Below are 20,077 nucleotides of genomic sequence, written 5' to 3'. Positions count from 1 at the left end.
GTCATGGACCAAACACCCGCCAGGCTCCGCGCGCCCTCCCCCCGCATCGCACGCGGCGCTTGCATCGGCCCGGTGCTTGCGGCACTGGCCCTGACCGGCTGCAAGGGCACGCAGTCGGCCCTGCAGCCCGCCGGCCCCCAGGCCGAGGCGGCGGCGAGCCTGTGGTGGCTGATGCTCTGGGGCGCCGTGGCGGTACTCGGGCTGGTCATGCTGCTGGCCCTGCTGGCCGCGAGGCTGCCGCGCCATGAGCGCCCCGCCCCCCGCCTGCTGCTCATCGTCGGCGGCGGCGTGGCGCTGCCCATCGTCAGCTTGAGCGCGCTGCAGATCTACGGCCATAGCCTGGGGGCGCCGTCGGTGGAGGCGCGGGCCGCGGGGCTGCAGATACGGGTCAGCGCCCAGAGCTTCTGGTGGCGGTTCAGCTACCCGCAGCATGGCGGCCTGCACAGCGCCGGCGTGCTGCACCTGCCGGTGGGCGAAACGGTGGACCTGACACTGGCCAGCGGCGATGTCATCCACAGCTTCTGGGTGCCACGCTTGGCCGGCAAGCGGGACCTGATCCCCGGCCGCGCCACCCACATCCAGCTGCGCGCGGATCAAGCCGGCGTCTTTCGCGGGCAGTGCGCCGAATTCTGCGGCGCCGAGCACGCGCGCATGAGCTTCGTGGTGGTGGCCCAGCCCAGGACGGAATTCGATGCCTGGCTCCAGGCCCAGGCGCGCCCGGCCGCCGAGCCCACCACGGCGCTGGCCCGGCGCGGCCGGCGCGCCTTCGAGCAAGCCGGCTGTGGGGCCTGTCATCGCATCCGCGGCACCGGGGCATGGGGCAGCGCGGGGCCGGACCTCACCCATGTGGCCAGTCGCTGGCGACTGCGCCGGGCACACACGCCGGAAGCGGCCGGTGGCCTGGGGGCGGCCGAGGGCATGGCCGACTGGATTCGCCGCGCCCACCAGGCGCCGGACTGGCTCGCCGAGGAAACCGTGGCGCCGGCGTCCGGCCAGCGGCTGCGCGCCATCGCCAGCTATCTGCAGGGCCTGGAATGAACCAGCGACTGCACCGCCAGCTGCAGGCTGTCTGGGGCTGCCCGCCGGGGCTGGCCCAGCTCACGGTGGTGAACCACAGCAATGTCGGCCGGCGCTTTCTGATCACCGGCTTCTGCTTCTTCGCCGTGAGCGGCCTGCTGGCCATGCTGATCCGCACCCAGCTTGCGCTGCCCGACAACGACTTCGTCGACCGGGACACCTACAACCAGCTGTTCACCCTGCACGGCACCACCATGATGTTCCTGTTCGCCGTGCCGGCGGCGGAGGGGCTCGCCATGTACCTGGTGCCGAAGATGATCGGCAGCCGCGACCTGGTGTTTCCCCGCCTCAGCGCCTACGGCTACTGGTGCTACCTGGGCGGCGGCCTGCTGCTCTACAGCAGCCTGCTGTTCGGGGCGGCGCCGGATGGCGGCTGGTTCATGTACACCCCGCTCAGCGGGCCCGATTACGCACCGGGCAAGGGGGCGGATTTCTGGCTGATGGGGGTGACCCTGGCAGAGGTCTCGGCGATCTGTGGCGCCGTCGAACTGATCAGCAGCATACTCATCACCCGCGCACCGGGCATGCGCCTGCAGGACATGCCGGTGTTCGTCTGGGCCATGCTGGTGGTGAGCACGATGATCCTGTTCGGCTTTCCGCCGCTGATCCTGGGCAGCGTGCTGCTGGAGCTCGAGCGCGCCTTCGGCCTGCCCTTCTTCTCGCCCGCCGGGGGCGGCGATCCGCTGCTCTGGCAGCATCTGTTCTGGCTGTTCGGCCACCCGGAGGTGTACATCATCTTCCTGCCCGCCGCCGGCATCCTGTCCACCCTGATCCCCGTGTTCGCCCGGCGCCCGCTGGCCAGCTACACCGCGGTGGTGGTGGCCCTGGTGGCCACGGGCTTTCTCAGCTTCGGGCTCTGGGTGCACCACATGTATGCGGTCGGCATCCCCTACCTGGCCCTGAGCTTCTTCTCCGCGGCCAGCATGGCGATCACCATTCCCACCGGCATGCAGGTGTTCACCTGGATCGCCACCCTCTGGCGTTCCCGCCCGCGCCATAGCGTGCCCATGCTCTATGTCTACGGCTTCTTCTTCATTTTCGTGCTGGGGGGGCTGACCGGGGTGATGGTGGCGCTGGTGCCCTTTGACCTGCAGGTCCATGACACGCACTTCGTGGTGGCCCATCTCCACTATGTGCTCATCGGCGGGCTGGTGTTCCCGCTGATCGGGGGCATCTACTACTGGTTGCCCCATTTCAGCGGCCGGCGCCCGTCGGCGCGGCTGGGCCGGGTGGGCTTTTATCTGATGTTCATCGGCTTCAACCTCACCTTCCTGATGATGCACCTGACCGGTCTTCTGGGCATGCCACGGCGCATTTATCTGTACTCACCCGGGCTGGGCTGGGACGGTCTGAACCTGCTCTCCTCGGTGGGCGGCTTTCTGCTCGCCATCGGCACCGCCGCCTTCTTCGTCGATGTCCTGCTGCACCTCGTCCATGGCCGGCCCAGCCGGCGCAACCCCTGGCAGGCCGACACGCTGGAATGGGCCATGCCCCTGCCGCCACCGGCCTACAACTTCGCCTCCATCCCCCACGTCCGGGGGCGCAACCCCCTGTGGCGCAATCCGGCGCTGGGTACCGAGCAGGCCGCCGGCGCGCACTACCTGGGCCATGACAACCCGGGGCGGCGCGAAATACTCGGCACCAGCGTGCTCTATGCCCAGCCCCGCCAACTCATCGTCCTGCCCGGCAATACCTGGGCGCCGCTGCTGCTGGCGGCACTGACCGCGCTGGTGTTCATCGGCATGCTGGCCGGTCTGTACTGGCTCACCGCCGCGGCCCTGCTCGCCGTGCTGGCGACCGCCTGCGACTGGGCCCGACGCCATCGCATCGCGCCCGGCCGACATGCCCTGAGCGAGGCTCGGCAGCTGCCCCTGCAGAGCCTGTGTCCGCGCCGGCCGGGCTGGTGGGGCACCTTGTTCGCGCTGGCCGCCGCCGCCACCACCGCCAGCGCCCTGCTGTTCGGCTATCTGTTCTACTGGACGGCCACGCCGCAGTGGCCACCGGCGAACCTGCCGACCCTGCACAGCGAGCTCGGCCTGGCCGCGCTGCTGGCCATGCTGCTATCGAGCGCTGTGCTGCAGGCGGCTCGCCGAGGCGAAGTCGCCCTGCGCCGGCACCGGGCGTATCTGGCCTCCGGCGCACTGCTGCTGGTGCTGGGCGCGGCGCTCGCCTGGGCGGCGTGGAGCGTCGGCGGCCTGGAGGCCACGCGCCACGCCTACGACGCCACCCTCACCGCGATGCTGGGCATGCAGTCGCTGTTCATGGCGGCCAGTCTGGCCGCCGCGGTGTATCTTTCCACGCGCGCCGCGGATGCGGCCCTGGCCAGCGAGCTGGGCGTGCTGGCGCTGCTCTGGCACTACACCGTGGCCCAGGGGCTGTTCCTGCTCCTGCCGGCGCTGATCCTGCCCGGGCTTGCCTGAGATGCCCGGAACCGCCGGCCAGAACCTGCTCACCGCCCTGCTCGCACCGCTGCTGATCTGGAGCGGGCATTTCCTGGGCAGCTACGTGTTTCTTTCCGTGGGCTGCGCGCGAGCCTGGAACACGCTGCACTGGGTCGTGATGGACCCGATCCGCCTCGGCCTGTGGCTGGGCACCGTCGGCGCCGTGCTGGCGCTGCTCGCGCTGCTATTGGCGCTGCGCCGGGGCAGCGGCATCATTCCACTGGCGGGGGCGAGCGCCACGGTAATCGCCCTGGTCGCGGTGACCTGGACGCTCTTCGCCCTGCCCTTCGCCAGCCCCTGCCTGTGAGCGAAACCGCCCCCCGGGCCATTGATCCCATGGCCACCGTGCCCCAAGCCTGTATCCATGCCGAAAAGCTCCGCGTCTCGAGGGGCCCGCGCCGCCGGGCTCATGCTGCTGTGCGCCACCCTGGCGGGTTGCGGCCACCTTGAACGCTGGGGGAGCGCGGCCCGGCTGGTGGCGGCCATGGCGGATGCGCCGCCCGAAGCCCTGCCCACGCCCGCGCGGGAAGTCAGCTACCCCGGCGAGGCGCGGCGCTACCGAGCGGATCTGTACCCGGCCGCGGGTGAAGCACGCGCCGCACTTGTCCTGGTGCACGGCTTCACCAGGCACGGCAAATCGGACCCGCAACTGCGCCGCTTCGCCGGCCAGCTCGCCCAGGCCCGTTTCCAGGTGCTTGTCCCCCAGATCCCGGGGCTGACGCGGTTCTCCGTCAGCCGTGAAGACGTCGACGCGATCACCGCCAGCCTGGCCTTCCTTGCCGAGCACAGCGAACTCCGGCAGGGCCTGGCCGCCATCAGCTATTCGGTGGGGCCCGCCATGCTGGCGGCCATGGCCGAGGGGGCGGAGGCGGAATTCATCCTCGCCATCGGCGGCTACCATGATCTGGTGGAAGTCATCCGCTTCGCCACGACCGGGCATGACGCGCTCGGCGCTGCGGCGGGCGCGCCCAATGAACTGGGCCGTTGGCTGATCCTGGCCAGCCATGCCGCGCAGCTCCCCCGCGACGAGGACGCGGAACTGCTGCGACGCATCGCCCGGCGCAAACTCACGGCCAGGTGGGCGGACATCAGCGATCTGCGCGCCCAACTGACGCCGGCGGGCCAGCGCGTCCTGGCGCTGGTGAACAATCGCGACCCGGAGCGAGTGGCCCCGCTCATCGCGGGACTGCCGGCGGTGCTTCAACGCGAGATCCGTGCCCTGGACCTGGCGCATCGGGACCTGTCCACGCTCCAGGCCTGCCTGGTACTGATCCACGGCGAAGACGACCCGGTGATCCCGCCCTCGCACAGCGTGGCCCTGGCCGCGGCCGCGGCCCCCGGGCGGGCGCGCCTGTTCGTGGTCTCGGGTATCGGCCATGTGGACGTTCAGCCCGGCCTGGCCGACGCCTTTTCACTGTGGCGAGCGGCGGTGGCCTTGCTGGAAGCGGCAAGGCGCGAAACCTGCCGGGAAGACACGGATCAGGGGCCGTAGGGGGCGTGGGCCGCGGCGTTTCCACTCGCCGCGGCCCACGCGTTGCACGTCTGGTCGCAGACTCCATATCCTAGGATGACTGAAGGCGACAACGCCCGCGGCCACACCAAGCACAGGAGGGCGGCTATGCTCGCAGATCTGGGAAGAGGCGTACTGGCGGGGCTGACCGCCACCGTGGTGCTGTCCCTGCTGATGGTCTTTCGATTGTCCATGGGCATCATGACGGAGTTTCAGCCCATCGAGATCCTCAACCTGGCCGCCAACGAGCTGCTGGGCACCCCGGACCGGCGGTTCAGCGGCTGGGTGATGCATTTCTTCGTCGGTGTGGTGCTTTGGGGCGTGCTGTTCGCCCTGTGGAGCCGCGGCGTCGCGCCCCGTCACAGCGGCCTGCGCCAGGGGCTGTTGTTCGGCACCCTGGCCTGGTTGCTGCTGATGATCGTGGTCATGCCGCTGGCCGGTTCGGGGCTGTTCGGGCTGGGCTTCGGGCTCGCGGTGCCAATAATGACCCTGCTGGCACACCTGGTCTACGGCGCCGTGCTCGGCTGGGGCTTCCACTGGCTGCGCAGCCTCTGAATCGGCTATCGAAGGAGCATCATCCTGCTGCACGATAGCCCCTACAGGGCAGCGCGGCCGCGCTGCCCCGCCGGAGCCATGCCTCTAGTGCGCCGGAGCCATGGGGCCGAAGGCGAAGTCGCCGGACCCCGGGGCCGCCCCGGTTCGGGGGCGCTCAGCGCGCGGGTCGCCACTCCAGCCCCAGCACGAAGAAATCGGTATCTTCGCGCTCGAACCCAAAACGCTGCCACTCCCCGCTGAGACGCCAGGCCGCGTTGAGCCGGTAATCCAGCCCCAGACCGCCATAGACGCTGACGCCGCTGGCCTGGTCGTCATCCACCCGGCCCACATTGCGCCGATCGGTGTCGTAGTCCTGCTGCCACGCGAACACACCCAGCCGCGCCCGCAGCCCGAACCCGCGGCCCAACCCATGGCGAAAGAGCCCAGAGACGGCCAGACCGTGGCCGGATTCCGGATGTACCTCCGCGAGATCCACGTCGGTGCTGGGTGCGCGGAAATCCAGCTCCACCTCACCCAGATCCAGATAAGCGGCCTCCACCGCCCAGCGATCATCGAGGGCATAGCCCAGCCCCAGGCTCCAGCCGAGTCGGTCGCCGTCCACGTCCTCCACCTGGGCGCTGATCCCCTCGCCGGCAAAGCGACTTTGCATATCCGCGCGACCGACATCAGTGCTGGCATGCCCCAGGGCGCCGGTCAGGTACAGCCCCTCGGGCCACTGCGTGGCCCGGGCCGGGCCGCTGGCCAGCAGCAGCATCAGGGCCAGGGCGCCGAGCAGCCGCAGCCCGCCGCGCAAGCGGGCCAGGACGGCGCCCAGCAACAGGAGCAGCATGGGCAGGCCCAAGGCGCCACCGCCCCCACCGCCGCCGGAGGTGTTGTACGCCACATCGGCGGCCTGGCCGACGCCGCCCGGATCGACCACCACCCCGTCGGCGATGCCATCGGCATCATTGGGGCCCCCGTCCTCGATCAGCAGCTGCACGCACCAGTGACCGGCGCTCAGGCCCGGCTGCCAGGCCGCGTCGCCCGGGGGCGGGCAGTAACCGCGCACACCCGGGGCGGAGTACAGCCGGTTGCGCGCATCGCTGACGAAGTCGCCCCAGCCGCCGTTGCGGAACTTGCGGTAGACCGCCTGACGCGGCACCGGAGCGCGCTGCGGGATGACGACCTGCAGACTGGCGCCCACGGTGGGCACATCGGCCTCGAAGTCGAAGGTGCCGCCGACGTTGACATAGTCCGGGTCTTTCCTCAGGCCCGGCAGCGTGCTCAGCTCCTCACTGCTGATCTGAGCGCCACCGTGGCCACCTCGCAGGGCGTTCTCGCCCAGGCGACAGCGGGCACTGGGCGCGCATTCCACCAGGAAGGACTGCTGGTTCGCCAGCCGCTCGGGCAACACATGGCTATCGTCGATGGCGTCCAGGTAGTCCGGAATGCCGTCGCCGTCGCTATCCCCCAGCCCTTCGGTGGCATCGTCGATGCCGTCGCCGTCACTGTCTTTGGCGCCATCCAGCACCGGCAGCGACTGCACGACCCGCAGTATCAGGCTGGCGGAGCGGGACGCCGCCGGTACGCCGTCATCGGTCACCGTCACCCGCACCTTGTAGGTGCCCGCGGCGAGGGCGGAGGGATCGAGGGTGAAGGTTTCCGCATCGCCGTCGGTGTCGACCAGCAGTGACGAGCCGCCGCTCCAGTCGTAACGGTGCGTATCGCCGCTATTGGGGTCGTTGACGGTGGCGCGGATCACCACCAAGCCGTCGTGGTTGCCTACCAGCTGGCGAGTGTCGCCGCCCTGCTCCGCGCTCAGTGTGACGTCAGGCGGCACATTGGCCTCGGTAATGCGGATGGTGTGACTGGCCTTGGCGCCCAGATTCAACGCGTCGTCCAGGCGGATGACAATGGTCTCCTCGCCCTCGCTGACGCCGTCATCGGTGATGTTGTAGGTCACCGTCTTGACCCGCTCGCCGGCGGCGAAGCTCACGCTGCCGTCCGTCAGATCGTGGTCCGCGCCGTCGGCCGTGCCGCCTACGGTGTAATTCACCGTCAGCGGATAGCTGGGGGCCTCGCCGTTGAGGTAGATGCTGAAGCTGCCGCTCTGACCCTCGGTGAGCACCTGATCCTTGCCCAGGGACACCAGCGGGTTCAGCTTGAGCACATTGCGCCCGTCGCCGGCCCAGGTGAGCACGTTGCGGCCCGGCGGGAACAGCGGATCACCGCCGCTGCTGGGGTAATCGCCGCAACAGGCGGCACGGTCCGCCTCACCGATCAGACCCAGCGCGACCAGACGATCCAGGCTTACCCGGGTGTAGAGCCCGGTGGCGTTCTCGCTGGCCTCGATGAAGGGGAAATCGCTGCCGTCGTGGGGATCGGTGCCTTCGAGCCGCTCCACATGATCGGGCACGCCGTCGCCGTCGCTGTCGCGGAAATCGCCGCCATCGTGGGGGTCGGTGCCGTCGACGTGCACTTCCACAAAATCCGGGACGCCGTCGCCGTCACTGTCGGCATAGCTGCGGTCATCGGCCGGGTCGGTGCCGTCCAGCTCGGTCTCCACGTAGTCCGGCACGCCGTCGCCGTCGCTGTCCTTGGCGCTGCCGGCATCATTCGGATCGGTGGCGTCACGGAACGTCTCCACGTAATCCGGCACACCATCGCCATCGCTGTCGGGATAATCCGCCGGGTCGCCCGGGTCGGTGCCGGCGATCAGTTCCACGCGATCCGGCACGCCGTCGCCGTCACTGTCCTTGTAGTCGGCACCATCACCGGGGTCGGTGCCATCCAGGTGGGTCTCCACGTAATCGGGCACCTGGTCGCCATCGCCATCCGTATAGCTGGCGGCATCATTCGGGTCGGTGCCGGCACGGGTTTCCACATAATCGGGCACACCGTCGCCGTCGCTGTCGCGGTAGTCAGCGGCATCGTTGGGGTCGGTGCCGTCGGCGTTCTCCACGTAGTCCGGCACGCCGTCGCCGTCGCTGTCCACGAAATCACCGGCGTCGTAGGGGTCGGTGCCCTCGGTGTCCCGCTCTTGCGAATCAGGCACGCCGTCGCCGTCACTGTCCAGATCCAGGAAGTTGGGGATGCCGTCGAAGTCAATATCCTCATACCCCTCCTCGGCATCGGGGATGCCGTCACCGTCACTGTCCAGATCCAGGTGATTGGGGATACCGTCACCGTCGGCGTCGCCGGTGCCTTCGATGCTGTCGGGGATGCCGTCGCCGTCGCTGTCGCGGTCCAGCAGCACCGACAGGTTCAGGGCATTGCTCTTGCCGTCGGCGTCTTCCAGGTACAGCGCCATGGGGCGCTCGCCCTGGGGGGCGGCGGTGCCGTCGCTGTGCCCGTAGCGGAGCGCCCGCAGCATCGCCTGTACGGCGGGAATGGTGGCATCCGCGGTATTGAAGGCGACCCGCAGCGCCGCGCCGTTGCCGTTCTCGGTAGCGTCGATGCTGCCGATGGCCTGGCCGCCGTAGCTGACCGTGTTGCCGGCGACGCCCACCTGACCCGGGCCGTTGCCCTGGTCGCTGATGCTCAGCTGGTCCTTCGCCTCACCGGAGCTCATGTTCAGCTTGAGGTAACCGCCGTTCAGGTCGAGGTTGTCCGGCGGATCGCTGAGCAGTGCATTGGCGCCCACGTCGACGGCGACGGGGTTGCCGTCGGCGAGGTTGAAGAAGGCTTGATCGCCGTTGAGATTCTGCACCTGCGGCGCATCGGGGTCGGGCACGATGAAATTGATCGTGGCGTAGCTGCTCGCCTTGCCGGCCTCCTGGATGTCGAAGGTGATGGGGTAAGTGCCGGGCTCCAGGCCGGTGCCGAACTCGCCCGGCTCGAAGCGGTAACGGTTCTCGGACGGCTCGGTCAGCGCGCCCTGGATGTCGCCCAGGCTGATGGTGTCTATGGCCGCGCCGCTGATGTCGAACTCGAAGCTGTCGCCCTTCTGTACCACCACGTTGCCGGTGCTGGGCACGCGCGGATCCAGCGTGTAGCTGCTGGCCTGCGCATCCACCAGGTTGAAGATCAGATCCACGTGGGTCTTGGAACGCACCGAGCCGTCGCCGGCCAGGTCCTCGACGACGAAACCGGCGCTGTACAGGCCCGCGGACGCGCTGCCCGAGCCCGTCCAGGTGATCAGACCGGTGCTGCTGTCGATCGCCACCCCGGCCGGATTGCTGCCGCCACCCATTTCGTCAGCATTGGCCAGACGGTATGCCACCCGGTCGGCATCAGGGTCGGTGGCGTTGACCTGATAGGTCCAGTTCGCCAGCGTATTGCCGTCGGCGTCCTTTTGCGGCACATCGACGATGATGGGCATCTCGATCTGCGGCGCCCGGTTGCCGTTGTTCAGGGCGATGATCGTCTGGATCTTGAAGCTGCCGTTGGCGTTGTTCTCCAGATTCCCTATACGACAACAGCTGGAATAAAAGACCAGGTAATCCACCGTGGGATCCAGATCCCGGGCCTCCAGGCGGGTCGTCTGCAGGGTGTACTTGCCGCCGATATCGAACGTGCTTTCGCTCAACTGGGTGAAGCTGGGCGCGGCGGCGCCGTCACCGTTGCTAGAGGCCAGCGTGGTCACGCTGTTCTCGGCGTTCAGTCGCCAGGCGGTCTTCACCGTGACCACCACGTCATTGCGCTGGCCGTCACCGTCCAGGTCGACCGGCTGCCAGCTGATCAGCCCACCACGGAAATGGCTGGCCTCGGTTACGCCAGGCGCGGCCAGGGCGAAGCCCGCGAGCAACAGCATGGTCAGGAAATAACGGTGTCTTGTGATGCGCATGGCGCTTCCCCCGGAACGGACGTGGTGCTTCATGAGATCCAATGTGTTGCCGGCGGGGCGACTCAGTCGGTCAGCCGGCGATAATCGAGTTCAAGGCGGTAGGCGGCCTCGGCGGCGGCGGTATTGGTCCACATGAAGCAGTACACGCCCGCCTCCTGTACCGCGGCCAGCTGGCCGCGATGGACGCCGCTGATCACACCACGGTCGGCGTACTCCATCCCCCCTTGCGGCGGATGGTAATGGAGGTTGAAATCCACGCGGTGGGGCGTCTCGAAGCGGTAATCCAATCCCTGCCCGGCGGCCAGTTCCAGGCACTCCTCGCGGAAATAGCCTTGATGCGCCTCCATCGGGATCGCCTTTTCCACCCGACCCGTCTCAGCCGCCGCGGCGGCAGGCAGCAGGGTGCATGCCAACAAGACACAGGCCGGCGCGGATACGACGCGCGAGAAAAAGGTCGGTACTGTAAACTTCGGCATGACACCCACATTCCGTCAACGGTGAAGGCATCCGTGCCGAACCAGTGTCGCGGCGTCCGTACTGCGCGGTTATCTGAGCTGACCGGGCAGTGTCGGCGATGGAAAAGCGTGATGTCAGTCTCAATTTGTCTCAATTTGTCTCAGCCCGCCGCGTAGGCCGGGCTGCCCATCGCGCTGCGCACTCCCCAGGCTCCTCAAAACCAACGCTCCCCAAGGCCGCGAGCCGCTCCAGGCGGATTCCCGCCCTGTTACGACTGCGTTACAGTTACGCCATGCGCCAGCCCTTCCGTCATTGCCTCGTCTTGCTGCTACTGCTCCTGCTGAGCGCTGGCCAGGTAACGGCCGCCGACTACCGTCACGGCACCGTGGTGGCCCTCGCCGACGGCGACACCGTCACCGTGCTCACCGCCGAGCGCCAGCGGCTGAAGGTGCGCCTGGCGAGCATAGACACCCCGGAGCGCGCCCAGCCTTACGGCAGCCGCGCCCGCCAGGCCCTGGCGGAGCTGGTATTTCAGGAGCCGGTGCAAGTGCTGGTGAGCGATGTGGACCGCTACGGCCGGTTGGTGGGGCGCCTCTACCGCGCCCGGGACGGGCTGGATGTGAACGCCGAGATGGTCCGGCGTGGCGCGGCCTGGGTGTACCGCCGCTACAACGACGACCCCAGCTTGCTGCAACTGGAGCAACAGGCCCGCGGCGCGCGCCGCGGGCTGTGGGCGCTGCCCGAAGCCCAACGCACACCGCCCTGGGACTGGCGCGCCCAGCGCCGCCGCCCCCGCCCGCCGGCGGCGAACGCCCCCGCGGGCTGTGGGGAGAAAACCTGGTGCCGGGAGATGAGCAGTTGCGAAGAGGCGCGCTTTCATCTGCGCCAATGCGGCCTGAGCCGGCTGGACGGGGATGGGGACGGGGTGCCTTGCGAGGCGCTGTGCCGGTGAACATGGGTCACGCGGCACCCATGAAATCCTGAACCGGCTCCGGCAAGCAGCCCCTTACACCGGCAGAATCGGGCTGCGCTCCGCCCCCCAGGCCAGCGCCACCCCACAGCCCGGCTGCTCGAACACATCCACCCGGTCCAGCTGGGGCAAGCTGGGCGAGAGCTCCTGGCGCACCCAGCGCGCGATCCCCGCCGAGCCCTCCTCGCCGATCCCCGGCAGATCCGACACCGTGTGGTGATCCAGCTGCGCGTAGAACGGCTTGAACAGCGCCTTCACCTCGCCGTAATCCACCGTCCAGCCCAGCACCGCATCCAGCGGCGCGCTCAGATGCAGGCGCAGCAAATAACTGTGCCCGTGCAGGGCCCGGCGCGGATCGCCCTCGGCCACGCGTGTCAACCGCAGGGCCGACTCGAAACGCTGCTCCTTCCAGATGCTGTAACGCCTGCCATCGAAATGGCAGCCGGCGGTGGCGGTTTCGTAGACACTCACCCAGGAGAGCGCCGCGAAGCGCGGCTTGAGCTCACGCCAGATCCAGCCCGCCAGCACCTCGCTGGTGGGGTTCTCCAGCCCCGGAATATCGTTGAGGCAGCGCAAGTGCAGCCGCGCCTGCAGCGGCGCCCACAGCTCGCCCAGCAGGTCGTAATCCACCCCCAGCTCCTCATCGGGCATGTCCACCGCGGCATGCAGGATCACCTCGAAGCCGTGGCCGTGCATGCGTCCGCACTGATGGCCTGCGGGCACATGGGGCAGCTGGTGGGCGGCCTCGAAGCGAAAGCGTCGCCAGACATGGGCGCGCTCCCGCCGGTCCAGATCCACCCCCTGCTCGCGGGTGCTCTGCACGCCGAGGACCGCCCCTTCGGGGGCGTCCAGGCGGGCCCGCAGCCAGCGGGCGAGGTTCTCGTCGGTGGGCACCTCCAGCAGCTCGTTCAAATCGCGATAATCCAGCGCCGCCACCGCCGCGCGCAGCCGCGCCTGCAGCGCTTCGGGCTCATCGCCGCGCAGGGCCTGGCCGGGTACGGCGGGCAGGCGCAGCTTGGCCAGGAAGCTGTGGCCGTGGAGCCGCCGCGAGGGGTGCTCGGGGGGGAGGATCCGCACCCGGCGGGCGGCCTCGAAGGGGGCACTGGCCAAATGCAGCAGTTGTTCGTGATCGCTCATGCGAAGCCCAGGTATTTGTGGGTCTGCACGCTCAGCCGCCAGCGTGGGTGGCGCATGCAGTAGTCCAGGGTGGCGCGGGTGTTGGCCTCGGCCTGCGCGCCGTCCATGGGTTGGAGGAAGAAGTGCCGGAAATCGAGCTGCTCCAGCTGCGCGGGCTCCAGGCCAGGCTGCGGATAGACCAGCTTCAGCTCGTCACCCCGGGTAAGCCGCAGCGGGTTGCCGGCCTTGGGGCTGACACAGACCCAGTCCAGCCCCGGCGGCGGCTCCAGGGTGCCGTTGGTCTCCACGGCGATCTCGAAACCGCGGGCGTGCAGGGCATCGATCAGGGCCGCGTCCAGTTGCAGCAGGGGCTCGCCGCCGGTGCAGACCACGTAGCGATGCGCCTCCCCGCCCTGCCAGCAGGCCTCGATAGCGGCGGCCAGGGCATCCGCGTCGGCGAACTTGCCGCCCCCCGGGCCGTCTGTGCCGATGAAATCCGTATCGCAGAACCGGCACTGGGCGCCGGCCCGGTCCCGCTCCAGGCCGGACCAGAGATTGCAGCCGGCAAAGCGGCAGAACACCGCCGCGCGCCCGGCCTGGGCACCCTCGCCCTGCAGGGTGTGGAAGATTTCCTTGACGCTGTAGCTCATGTCGCGCCCTCGCGATAGCGCGCCCAGCCGCCGGCGCGCAACTCGCAGGCCGGGCACTCGCCGCAGCCGTAACCCCAGGCGTGGTGCCGGCTGCGATCACCCAGATAACAGCTGTGGCTTTCCTCGCGGATCAGATCCACCAGCGCCTCGCCGCCAAGGCTTTCGGCCAGCCGCCAGGTGTCGGCCTTGTCACGCCACATAAGCGGGGTGTGCAGCACGAAGCGGCGGTCCGTGCCGAGGTTCAGCGCCACCTGCAGCGCCTTGATGGTGTCGTCGCGACAATCGGGGTAGCCGGAGAAATCGGTCTCGCACACGCCGGTGACGATGTGGCGGATGCCGCGCCTGTAGGCCAGTGCGGCGGCATAGGTGAGGAACAATAGATTGCGCCCGGGCACGAAGGTGTTGGGCAAGCCATCGTCGTTCATGCGGATCGCTACGTCCTCGGTCATGGCGGTCTCGCCCAGTTCGGCCAGGGCGCTGACATCCAGCAGATGATCCTGCCCCAGGCGCGGCGCCCACTCGGGGAAGCCCCGGCGCAAGGCGCTCAGCGCGCGCACGCGGCAGTCCAACTCCACGGCATGGCGCTGCCCGTAGCGAAACGCGATGCTCTCCACGTGGGCATAACGCGCCAGCGCCCAGGCCAGACAGGTGAGCGAATCCTGCCCACCGGAGAGCAGCACCAGTGCGTGATCATCCTGCAGAGCCATGCTCCGCCTCCCTCAAAGCCAGACGTTCCCCGGCGTGGCCGGGGCGGCATATTGTACCCCCTGAAGCGCCGGCCCGCGCAGGGCCCGGGGCGGGCCGGCGGGCGCATCGTCAGGGACGCGGCTCATCGCTCACGATGCGCCCGTCCACCAGATTGATGGTGCGATCGCAGGTGGCGGAGAGACGCGGGTCGTGGGTCACCAGCAGGACCGCGCAATCGCGCTCGCGATTGAAGCGGCGGAACAGCTCGAACACCTCGGCCGCGGTTCGGGTGTCCAGGTTGCCGGTGGGCTCGTCGGCCAGCAGCAGGGCGGGCTCGGTGATCAGCGCCCGGGCGATGGCGATGCGCTGTTGCTGGCCGCCGGAGAGTTCACCGGGCCTCACATCGGCGTACTGCTCCAGCCCCACGGCCGCCAGCAGCGCGCGGGCACGGTCACGGGCGGCGCGGTCCGGCTTGCCCCGGGCCAGCATCAGCGGCATGAGCACATTGTCCAGCGCGCTGAAGGCCTGGATCAGGTGGTGGAACTGGAACACGAAACCGATCCGGTGACCGCGCAAGGCGGTGCGGGCGGCGTCATCCATGTCGCGGGTGGGCCGACCCAGCAGATAAAGCTCGCCACTGCTGGGCCGATCGAGCAGGCCGATGAGATTCAGCAAGGTGCTCTTGCCCGAGCCGGAGGGGCCGATCAGGGCGGCAAAGTCCCGCCGGCCGATGCGCAGATCCAGGCCATGCAGCACCTCGGCCTCGTTGGGCCGGCCCACATTGTAGGATTTGCGCAGCGCCGCCAGGCGCAGCACCTCATGGTCTGCCTCAGACATAACGTATCGCCACCACCGGGTCCAGGCGGGCGGCCCGGCGCGCGGGCACCGCCGCCGCCAGCACCCCGGTGAGGGTAGCCAGCAACAGCGCCGGCACCACCAGCATCGCCGGGATCGGGACCTGGAACAGCCCCGGCCCGTAAGTATTGAACACCCACACCAGCAGATAACCGGCCGCGCAGCCCGGTACGGCGCCGAACAGCCCGTACAGGGCACCCTGGATCAGGAACACCCGCAGGATCTGCGGCCGGGTGGCGCCCGTGGCCCGCAGGATGCCGATCTCCCGGGTGCGCTGGACCACGCTCACCGACAGCACGCTGGCGATGCCGAAGGCCACGGAAATCGCCACGAAGACGATGATCATATTGGTGGACAGGCTTTGTGCGCTCAGGGCATTCATCAACTGGGCGTTGGTCTGGATCCAGCTCTCCGCCTTCAGCCCGGTCAGCCGCCCTACCCGCTCGGCGATGCGCTCGGCCGCGAAGATCTCCGCCACGGTCAGGTCGATCACCGTCACCCCGCCGGGCAGGTCCAGCAGTGGCTGGGCCTGCTTGAGGCCCAGATACACATAGCGGGCGTCCAGCTCCCGCACGCCCAGCTGGAAAATCCCCGCGACGTTCACCACGGAACTCTGCTGCTCGCCGGTCTCCAGACGCAGCTTCATGCCCACCCGCAGCCCCAGGTCCTCGGCCAGCACGCTGCCGATCAGCGCCTCGTCGGCACCCAGCCGCAGCCGGCCGTCGACCAGATAACGACTCAGCGGAATGATCCGCTGGTAGCGCGCCAGGTCGATGCCGGTCAGCGCCACGGACACCACCGCGTCCCCCCGCCGGGCGAAGGCCGGCCCCGACACCACGGGGGAGACGGCGCGCAGTTGCGGCAGCCGGTCGAGGGTGTCGAGCAGCTGCTGCCAGTTGTTGATGGAGCGCAGCCGCTGGGCGCGCTTGTCCTCCTGCAGCAGTTGCACGGTCCCCGGCGCGGCGGGCAGCACCCGGTTGATCTCGTCCGGCGCGAGCAGGCGGATGTGGGACTGGGTGCCCAGGGTGCGCTCGATGATATTGGCCTGCAGCCCCTGGATCAGAGCGGTGATGAACACGATCACCGCCACCCCCACGGCGACCCCCACGGTGATCATCAGCGACTGGACGCGCCCCTCGCGCAGAAAGCCCAGCGCAATGGTCCAGTCGGTCCAGAGCAGGCGCGGGCTCAATTGAAGCTCACCGGCAACTCGTTGCGGCTGGCACGCTCATCCTCGCCACCGGCCGGCGGCGCGCGCTCTGAAAAACGCACCCGCGCGCCCTCGGCCAGCGCCGCGGCGCCATCGGCCAGCACCCGATCCCCCGCGCGCAGCCCGGCCAGCACCTCGCTCATCGCCAGGCCGCGCAGCCCCAGGGTCACGACCCGGCGCCTCACCCGCCCCTCACGCAGCAGCCAGACCCGGGCGCGGCCGATCTGTTCTTCGTCCAGGGCGTCGTTCGGCACGACCAGTGCCTGCTCGCGGCGGCCGGTTTCGATGTTCACCGACACCGTCATGTCCTGGCGCAGGAAATCCGGGGCCGGGTCCACGGCCAGTCGCACCTCCACGGTGCCCCGCTGGGGGTCTATGCCGGGCGCGATGAAAGCGAGGCGGGCCGGGAAGGGCTGCGCCGGGTAGGCATCGGCGATCACGGTGGCCGGCTGATGCAAGGCGAGCCGGGCGAGATTGCGCTCGTCCAGGGGTACGCGTATCTCCGTACCCCCGCCCAGCGCCAGGGTGAACAACACATGACCCGGCTGTACCAGATCACCTGGCTCCACATCGCGGGTAAGCACGGTGCCGCCCACCCGAGCACGCAGCACGGTCTTCTCGAGCCGCGCGCGCAGGGCGGCGAGCTGCTCGCGCAACTGTCGCTCCCGGGCATTGCCCGGTGCCAGGGCCTGAAGGCGCAGGCGGGCGGTCTGCAGCGCGTTGCGCGCCAGGGTCAGTGCCTGCTCGGCCTGCTCCAGCGCCTCTCGCGGGACCATGGACTCCCGGGCGAGCGCCCGCCGCCGGGCCGCTTCCCGCCGGGCCTGGGCGAGCTCGGTTTCGGCGCGGGCCAGCGCCAGCTCCGCCTGGGGGCGGGTGCTGGTTTCCAGCTCAGCCAGCGCCGCCTCGGCCTGGCGAACCTGGGCGGCAATCTCCCCGGCATCGAGCCGCAACAGCGGCTCGCCGGGCGCGACGGTATCGCCTTCGCGCACCAACACCTGCAGCACCACGCCGGCGATCTCGCTGCCCAGCTGAGCGCGGGAAACCGGCACGACCCGCCCCGTGGCGACCACGGTCTGCACCAGCGGGCCCTGGGCCACCAGGTAGCCCTGAACCTGCGGGCCCTGCCACCATCGATAGGCGCCGAAACCCACGGCGACCACCAGGGCCGCCATCAGCACCGCCATCAAACAAGGGCTTTTGCGCACGGCATGTCTCCAGGTCCAACCCACCAGCAAGCCCCATGGCCACGCACTCCGCCTTCACCACGCGGTAGAGGTCGGTACTGGAGGAACGCTTTGCTACTCGCTTGCGGCCGCGGTCGCCCAACAGGCCTTGGGGCGCGCAGCGCCGATGTTGCTGCCTTGCTGAATGGCCTGGGCCAGCGCCGGAGGCAAGGGCTCTCCCACGCTTCGCCGCCGGGCTTGCCCCGGATCAAAGGAACCCAAGTCCATATACTTATAGCAAGAGCATATTAGCGCAACTCATCCGCTGTTCCGTACCCTTCCCGGTTCACCATGACCTGAAATGGGATGAGCCAATGACCAGCTGGAAAGAGCGCCTGGCGGAGCGGACCGACCCGGAACTGACCCGGGAAATCGACGCCTATCAACAGCAGCTCGAGCTGAGAAAGCAGGGCAAGATCGAGGACAACCTCTTCCAGGAGACCCGTTTGCGCCGCGGCGTCTACGGCCAGCGTTATGACAACGGCCAGCGCCACGACGGCATCGCCCAGCGCACCCTGGGCTTCCCCTGCGGTGATCTGCGCAAGGGCCCCGAGACCCTGTGGGACGCGCCGGGGATGATGCGCATCAAGATCCCCTTCGGCGAGCTCAGCCCCGAGCGGCTGGAAGTCTTGAGCGACCTGGCCGAGGAATACTCCGACGCCGTCTGCCACGTCACCACCCGCCAGGACATCCAGCTGCACTATGTGCACATCGAGGACACGCCGGACCTGATGCGCCGGCTGGCGGCGGTGGGCATCACCTCCCGGGAGGCCTGCGGCAACTCGGTGCGCAACATCACCGCCTGCCACAAGGCCGGCTGTTGCCGCGGCGAGACCTTCGACGTCACCCCCTATGCCCGGGCGGCCATGCGCTTTCTGCTCGGTCACCAGGACACCCAGGACTTCGGCCGCAAGTTCAAGGTCACCTTCTCCGGCTGCGCCGGCGACGCCTGCGGCCTGACCTCGCTGCACGATCTGGGCTACATCGCCAAGCTCGACGAGCAGGGTCGGCGCGGTTTTGCCGTCTACGTCGGCGGCGGTCTGGGGCCGGTGCCCTACCAGGCCAAGCTGTTCGACGAGTTCGTCCCCGAAGAGCAGATCCTGCCGCTGGCCCAGGCCATCTCCCGGGTGTTCGCCCGCTACGGCGAGAAGAAGAACCGCGGCCGGGCGCGGATGAAGTTCCTGGTCCACAAATGGGGCATCGAAGACTTCCGCGCCGAGGTCATCAAGGAGCTGGAGCAGCTGCCCGAGGACCCGGCCTGGACCGCCTTCCTCGAAGAGGTGGCCGCCTACGGCGAGCAGCCGGCCAAGCCCGGCGAGGCACTGGGCCCCACCGACGACGCCCTGTTCGAGGCCTGGCGGGCGAGCAACACCTATCGCCAGCGCCAGAGCGGTTACGCCATCGCCATGGCGACCCTGCCGCTGGGGGATTTCACCTCCCAGCAGGGCCGTCAGCTGGCCGACATCGCCCGGCGCTACAACGGCGGCCACATCCGCGGCACGGTGGACCAGAACATCGTCCTGCGCTGGGTCAGCGAGGCGGATCTGCCGGCCCTGCATGCCGATCTGCAGGCCATCGGCCTGGGTCAGGCCGGCGCCGGCACCATCACCGACGTCACCTCCTGCCCGGGCACCGACACCTGCAAGCTGGGCATCGCCTCCTCCCGGGGGCTGGCCGCGGAACTGTCGGAGCGGCTCGCCGCCAAATCCGAGCAGCTGGACCCGAAGGTGCGGGAGCTGCAGATCAAGGTCAGTGGCTGCTTCAACTCCTGCGGCCAGCACCACATCGCCGATCTGGGCTTCTACGGCGTCTCGCGCAAGATGGAGGGCACCACCGTGCCCCATTTCCGTGCCGTGCTGGGTGCCCGGCGGGAGAACAACGCCCACGAATACGGTCAGACCATCGGCGCCATCCCCTCCAGGCGGGTACCGGAATTCGTCGACCGGCTCACCAGCCTGTATCTGGAGCAGCGCGAGGGCGAGGAGCGCTTCCCCGACTACATCAAGCGTCTGGGCAAGAAGGGCCTCAAGCCGGTGCTGGAGGAATTCAGCAAGGTGCCGCCCAAGGCGCTGGACCGCTCCTATTACACCGACTGGCGTGATGCCCGGGAATTCAACATCAGCGACATCGGCACCGGTGAGTGCGCCGGCGCGGTGATCTCGCGCATCGACTTCGACCTGCAGGAGGCCGAACGGCTGCACTTCGAGGGCCAGATCGCGCTGGAGGAGCACGATTACCGCAAGGCCGACGAGACCGCCTACGCCGCCATGCTGGAGGCCGCCAAGGCGCTGGTGCGCACCCAGAAGCCGGACGTGGCCACCGATGCCGACACCCTGGTGAGCGAGTTCCGCACCCGGCTCTACGACAGCGGCCTGTTCCAGGATCGCTTTGCCGGCGGCAAGTTCGCCCAGTACCTGTTCCGCCGCCACGAGGACCGTGACCGGGCCTATCGCGAAGACGACGCCCGCCACCTGCTGGAGGAAACCCAGCTGTTCATCGAGGCCGCCTACGCCTGCCAGGCACGGCTGGACGAACAACCCCAGCGCGCCACCGGCGCCTGAG

14 protein-coding genes and 3 pseudogenes are annotated in these 20,077 nt (G+C 69.1%); 7 read left to right on the top strand and 10 right to left on the bottom strand.

What is annotated here, in order from left to right; all coding sequences use genetic code 11:
• Positions 1 to 3: 3 nt before the first annotated feature.
• The 5 genes from GBG68_RS07945 to GBG68_RS07925 all read left to right on the top strand — a co-directional run bounded on the left by GBG68_RS07945 (position 4) and on the right by GBG68_RS07925 (position 5,583).
• Entirely contained in the window at positions 4 to 1,038 is a 1,035-nt protein-coding gene (locus tag GBG68_RS07945) for a c-type cytochrome (RefSeq protein ID WP_152146407.1), read from the top strand.
• The gene (ctaD, locus tag GBG68_RS07940) at positions 1,035 to 3,497 is read left to right on the top strand and encodes a cytochrome c oxidase subunit I (RefSeq protein WP_152146406.1); all 2,463 of its coding nucleotides are present in this window, start codon (positions 1,035 to 1,037) and stop codon (positions 3,495 to 3,497) included. Before GBG68_RS07945 ends, ctaD begins: the two co-directional genes overlap by 4 nt.
• A 1-nt stretch (position 3,498) precedes the next feature.
• Positions 3,499 to 3,825: a hypothetical protein gene (locus GBG68_RS07935; protein ID WP_152146405.1), complete on the top strand. Its 327-nt coding sequence runs from the start codon at positions 3,499 to 3,501 to the stop codon at positions 3,823 to 3,825.
• Positions 3,826 to 3,882: 57 nt separating this feature from the next.
• Complete coding sequence (locus GBG68_RS07930) at positions 3,883 to 5,010, top strand: RNA methyltransferase (RefSeq protein ID WP_152146404.1); 1,128 nt, start codon at positions 3,883 to 3,885, stop codon at positions 5,008 to 5,010.
• A 126-nt stretch (positions 5,011 to 5,136) separates the two neighbouring features.
• Entirely contained in the window at positions 5,137 to 5,583 is a 447-nt protein-coding gene (locus tag GBG68_RS07925; RefSeq protein ID WP_152146403.1) for a DUF6789 family protein, read from the top strand.
• Between the two features lie 154 nt (positions 5,584 to 5,737).
• Here the strand turns inward: GBG68_RS07925 and GBG68_RS07920 are convergent, their stop codons facing one another.
• Positions 5,738 to 10,348 (bottom strand): outer membrane beta-barrel protein, encoded by a 4,611-nt coding sequence (locus GBG68_RS07920; protein ID WP_152146402.1) that lies wholly within the window; start codon positions 10,346 to 10,348, stop codon positions 5,738 to 5,740.
• 62 nt (positions 10,349 to 10,410) lie between these two features.
• Positions 10,411 to 10,824: a hypothetical protein gene (locus tag GBG68_RS07915; RefSeq protein ID WP_152146401.1), complete on the bottom strand. Its 414-nt coding sequence runs from the start codon at positions 10,822 to 10,824 to the stop codon at positions 10,411 to 10,413.
• 272 nt (positions 10,825 to 11,096) lie between these two features.
• Between GBG68_RS07915 and GBG68_RS07910 the strand changes: the two genes are divergently transcribed.
• Entirely contained in the window at positions 11,097 to 11,756 is a 660-nt protein-coding gene (locus GBG68_RS07910; protein ID WP_152146400.1) for a thermonuclease family protein, read from the top strand.
• A 54-nt stretch (positions 11,757 to 11,810) separates the two neighbouring features.
• Here the strand turns inward: GBG68_RS07910 and GBG68_RS14655 are convergent.
• The 8 genes and pseudogenes from GBG68_RS14655 to GBG68_RS07880 all read right to left on the bottom strand — a co-directional run.
• Positions 11,811 to 12,176: pseudogene (locus GBG68_RS14655) on the bottom strand (6-pyruvoyl trahydropterin synthase family protein); the annotation flags it as partial.
• A 24-nt stretch (positions 12,177 to 12,200) separates the two neighbouring features.
• Positions 12,201 to 12,566 (bottom strand): annotated as a pseudogene (locus tag GBG68_RS14650) (6-pyruvoyl trahydropterin synthase family protein); the annotation flags it as partial.
• A gap of 63 nt (positions 12,567 to 12,629) precedes the next feature.
• Positions 12,630 to 12,911 (bottom strand): annotated as a pseudogene (locus tag GBG68_RS14645) (6-carboxytetrahydropterin synthase); the annotation flags it as partial.
• Complete coding sequence (gene queE / locus GBG68_RS07900; protein ID WP_152146398.1) at positions 12,908 to 13,540, bottom strand: 7-carboxy-7-deazaguanine synthase; 633 nt, start codon at positions 13,538 to 13,540, stop codon at positions 12,908 to 12,910. The pseudogene GBG68_RS14645 and the gene queE, both read right to left, overlap by 4 nt.
• On the bottom strand, positions 13,537 to 14,247 hold the full coding sequence (gene queC, locus GBG68_RS07895; RefSeq protein ID WP_152146397.1) for a 7-cyano-7-deazaguanine synthase QueC: 711 nt from the start codon (positions 14,245 to 14,247) through the stop codon (positions 13,537 to 13,539). The genes queE and queC overlap by 4 nt, the downstream gene beginning before the upstream one ends.
• A gap of 109 nt (positions 14,248 to 14,356) precedes the next feature.
• Entirely contained in the window at positions 14,357 to 15,064 is a 708-nt protein-coding gene (locus GBG68_RS07890; RefSeq protein ID WP_152146396.1) for an ABC transporter ATP-binding protein, read from the bottom strand.
• Positions 15,057 to 16,274 carry an ABC transporter permease gene (locus GBG68_RS07885; RefSeq protein ID WP_226801726.1) on the bottom strand — a complete coding sequence of 406 codons (1,218 nt, stop codon included), beginning with the start codon at positions 16,272 to 16,274 and terminating at the stop codon, positions 15,057 to 15,059. Before GBG68_RS07885 ends, GBG68_RS07890 begins: the two co-directional genes overlap by 8 nt.
• Entirely contained in the window at positions 16,271 to 17,497 is a 1,227-nt protein-coding gene (locus GBG68_RS07880; protein WP_226801724.1) for an efflux RND transporter periplasmic adaptor subunit, read from the bottom strand. Before GBG68_RS07880 ends, GBG68_RS07885 begins: the two co-directional genes overlap by 4 nt.
• Positions 17,498 to 17,829: 332 nt before the next feature.
• Between GBG68_RS07880 and GBG68_RS07870 the strand changes: the two genes are divergently transcribed.
• Positions 17,830 to 20,076, top strand: coding sequence for a nitrite/sulfite reductase (locus GBG68_RS07870; RefSeq protein ID WP_152146394.1), 2,247 nt, complete (start codon positions 17,830 to 17,832; stop codon positions 20,074 to 20,076).
• The last annotated feature ends 1 nt before the right edge of the window (position 20,077 follow it).

Origin of the sequence: Alkalilimnicola sp. S0819 (genome assembly GCF_009295635.1) — a bacterium.
In the GTDB taxonomy this organism is placed as follows: domain Bacteria; phylum Pseudomonadota; class Gammaproteobacteria; order Nitrococcales; family WHIW01; genus S0819.
The sequence above is the reverse complement of the archived record's forward strand: the minus strand, read 5'-3'. Positions and strand labels throughout refer to the sequence as shown.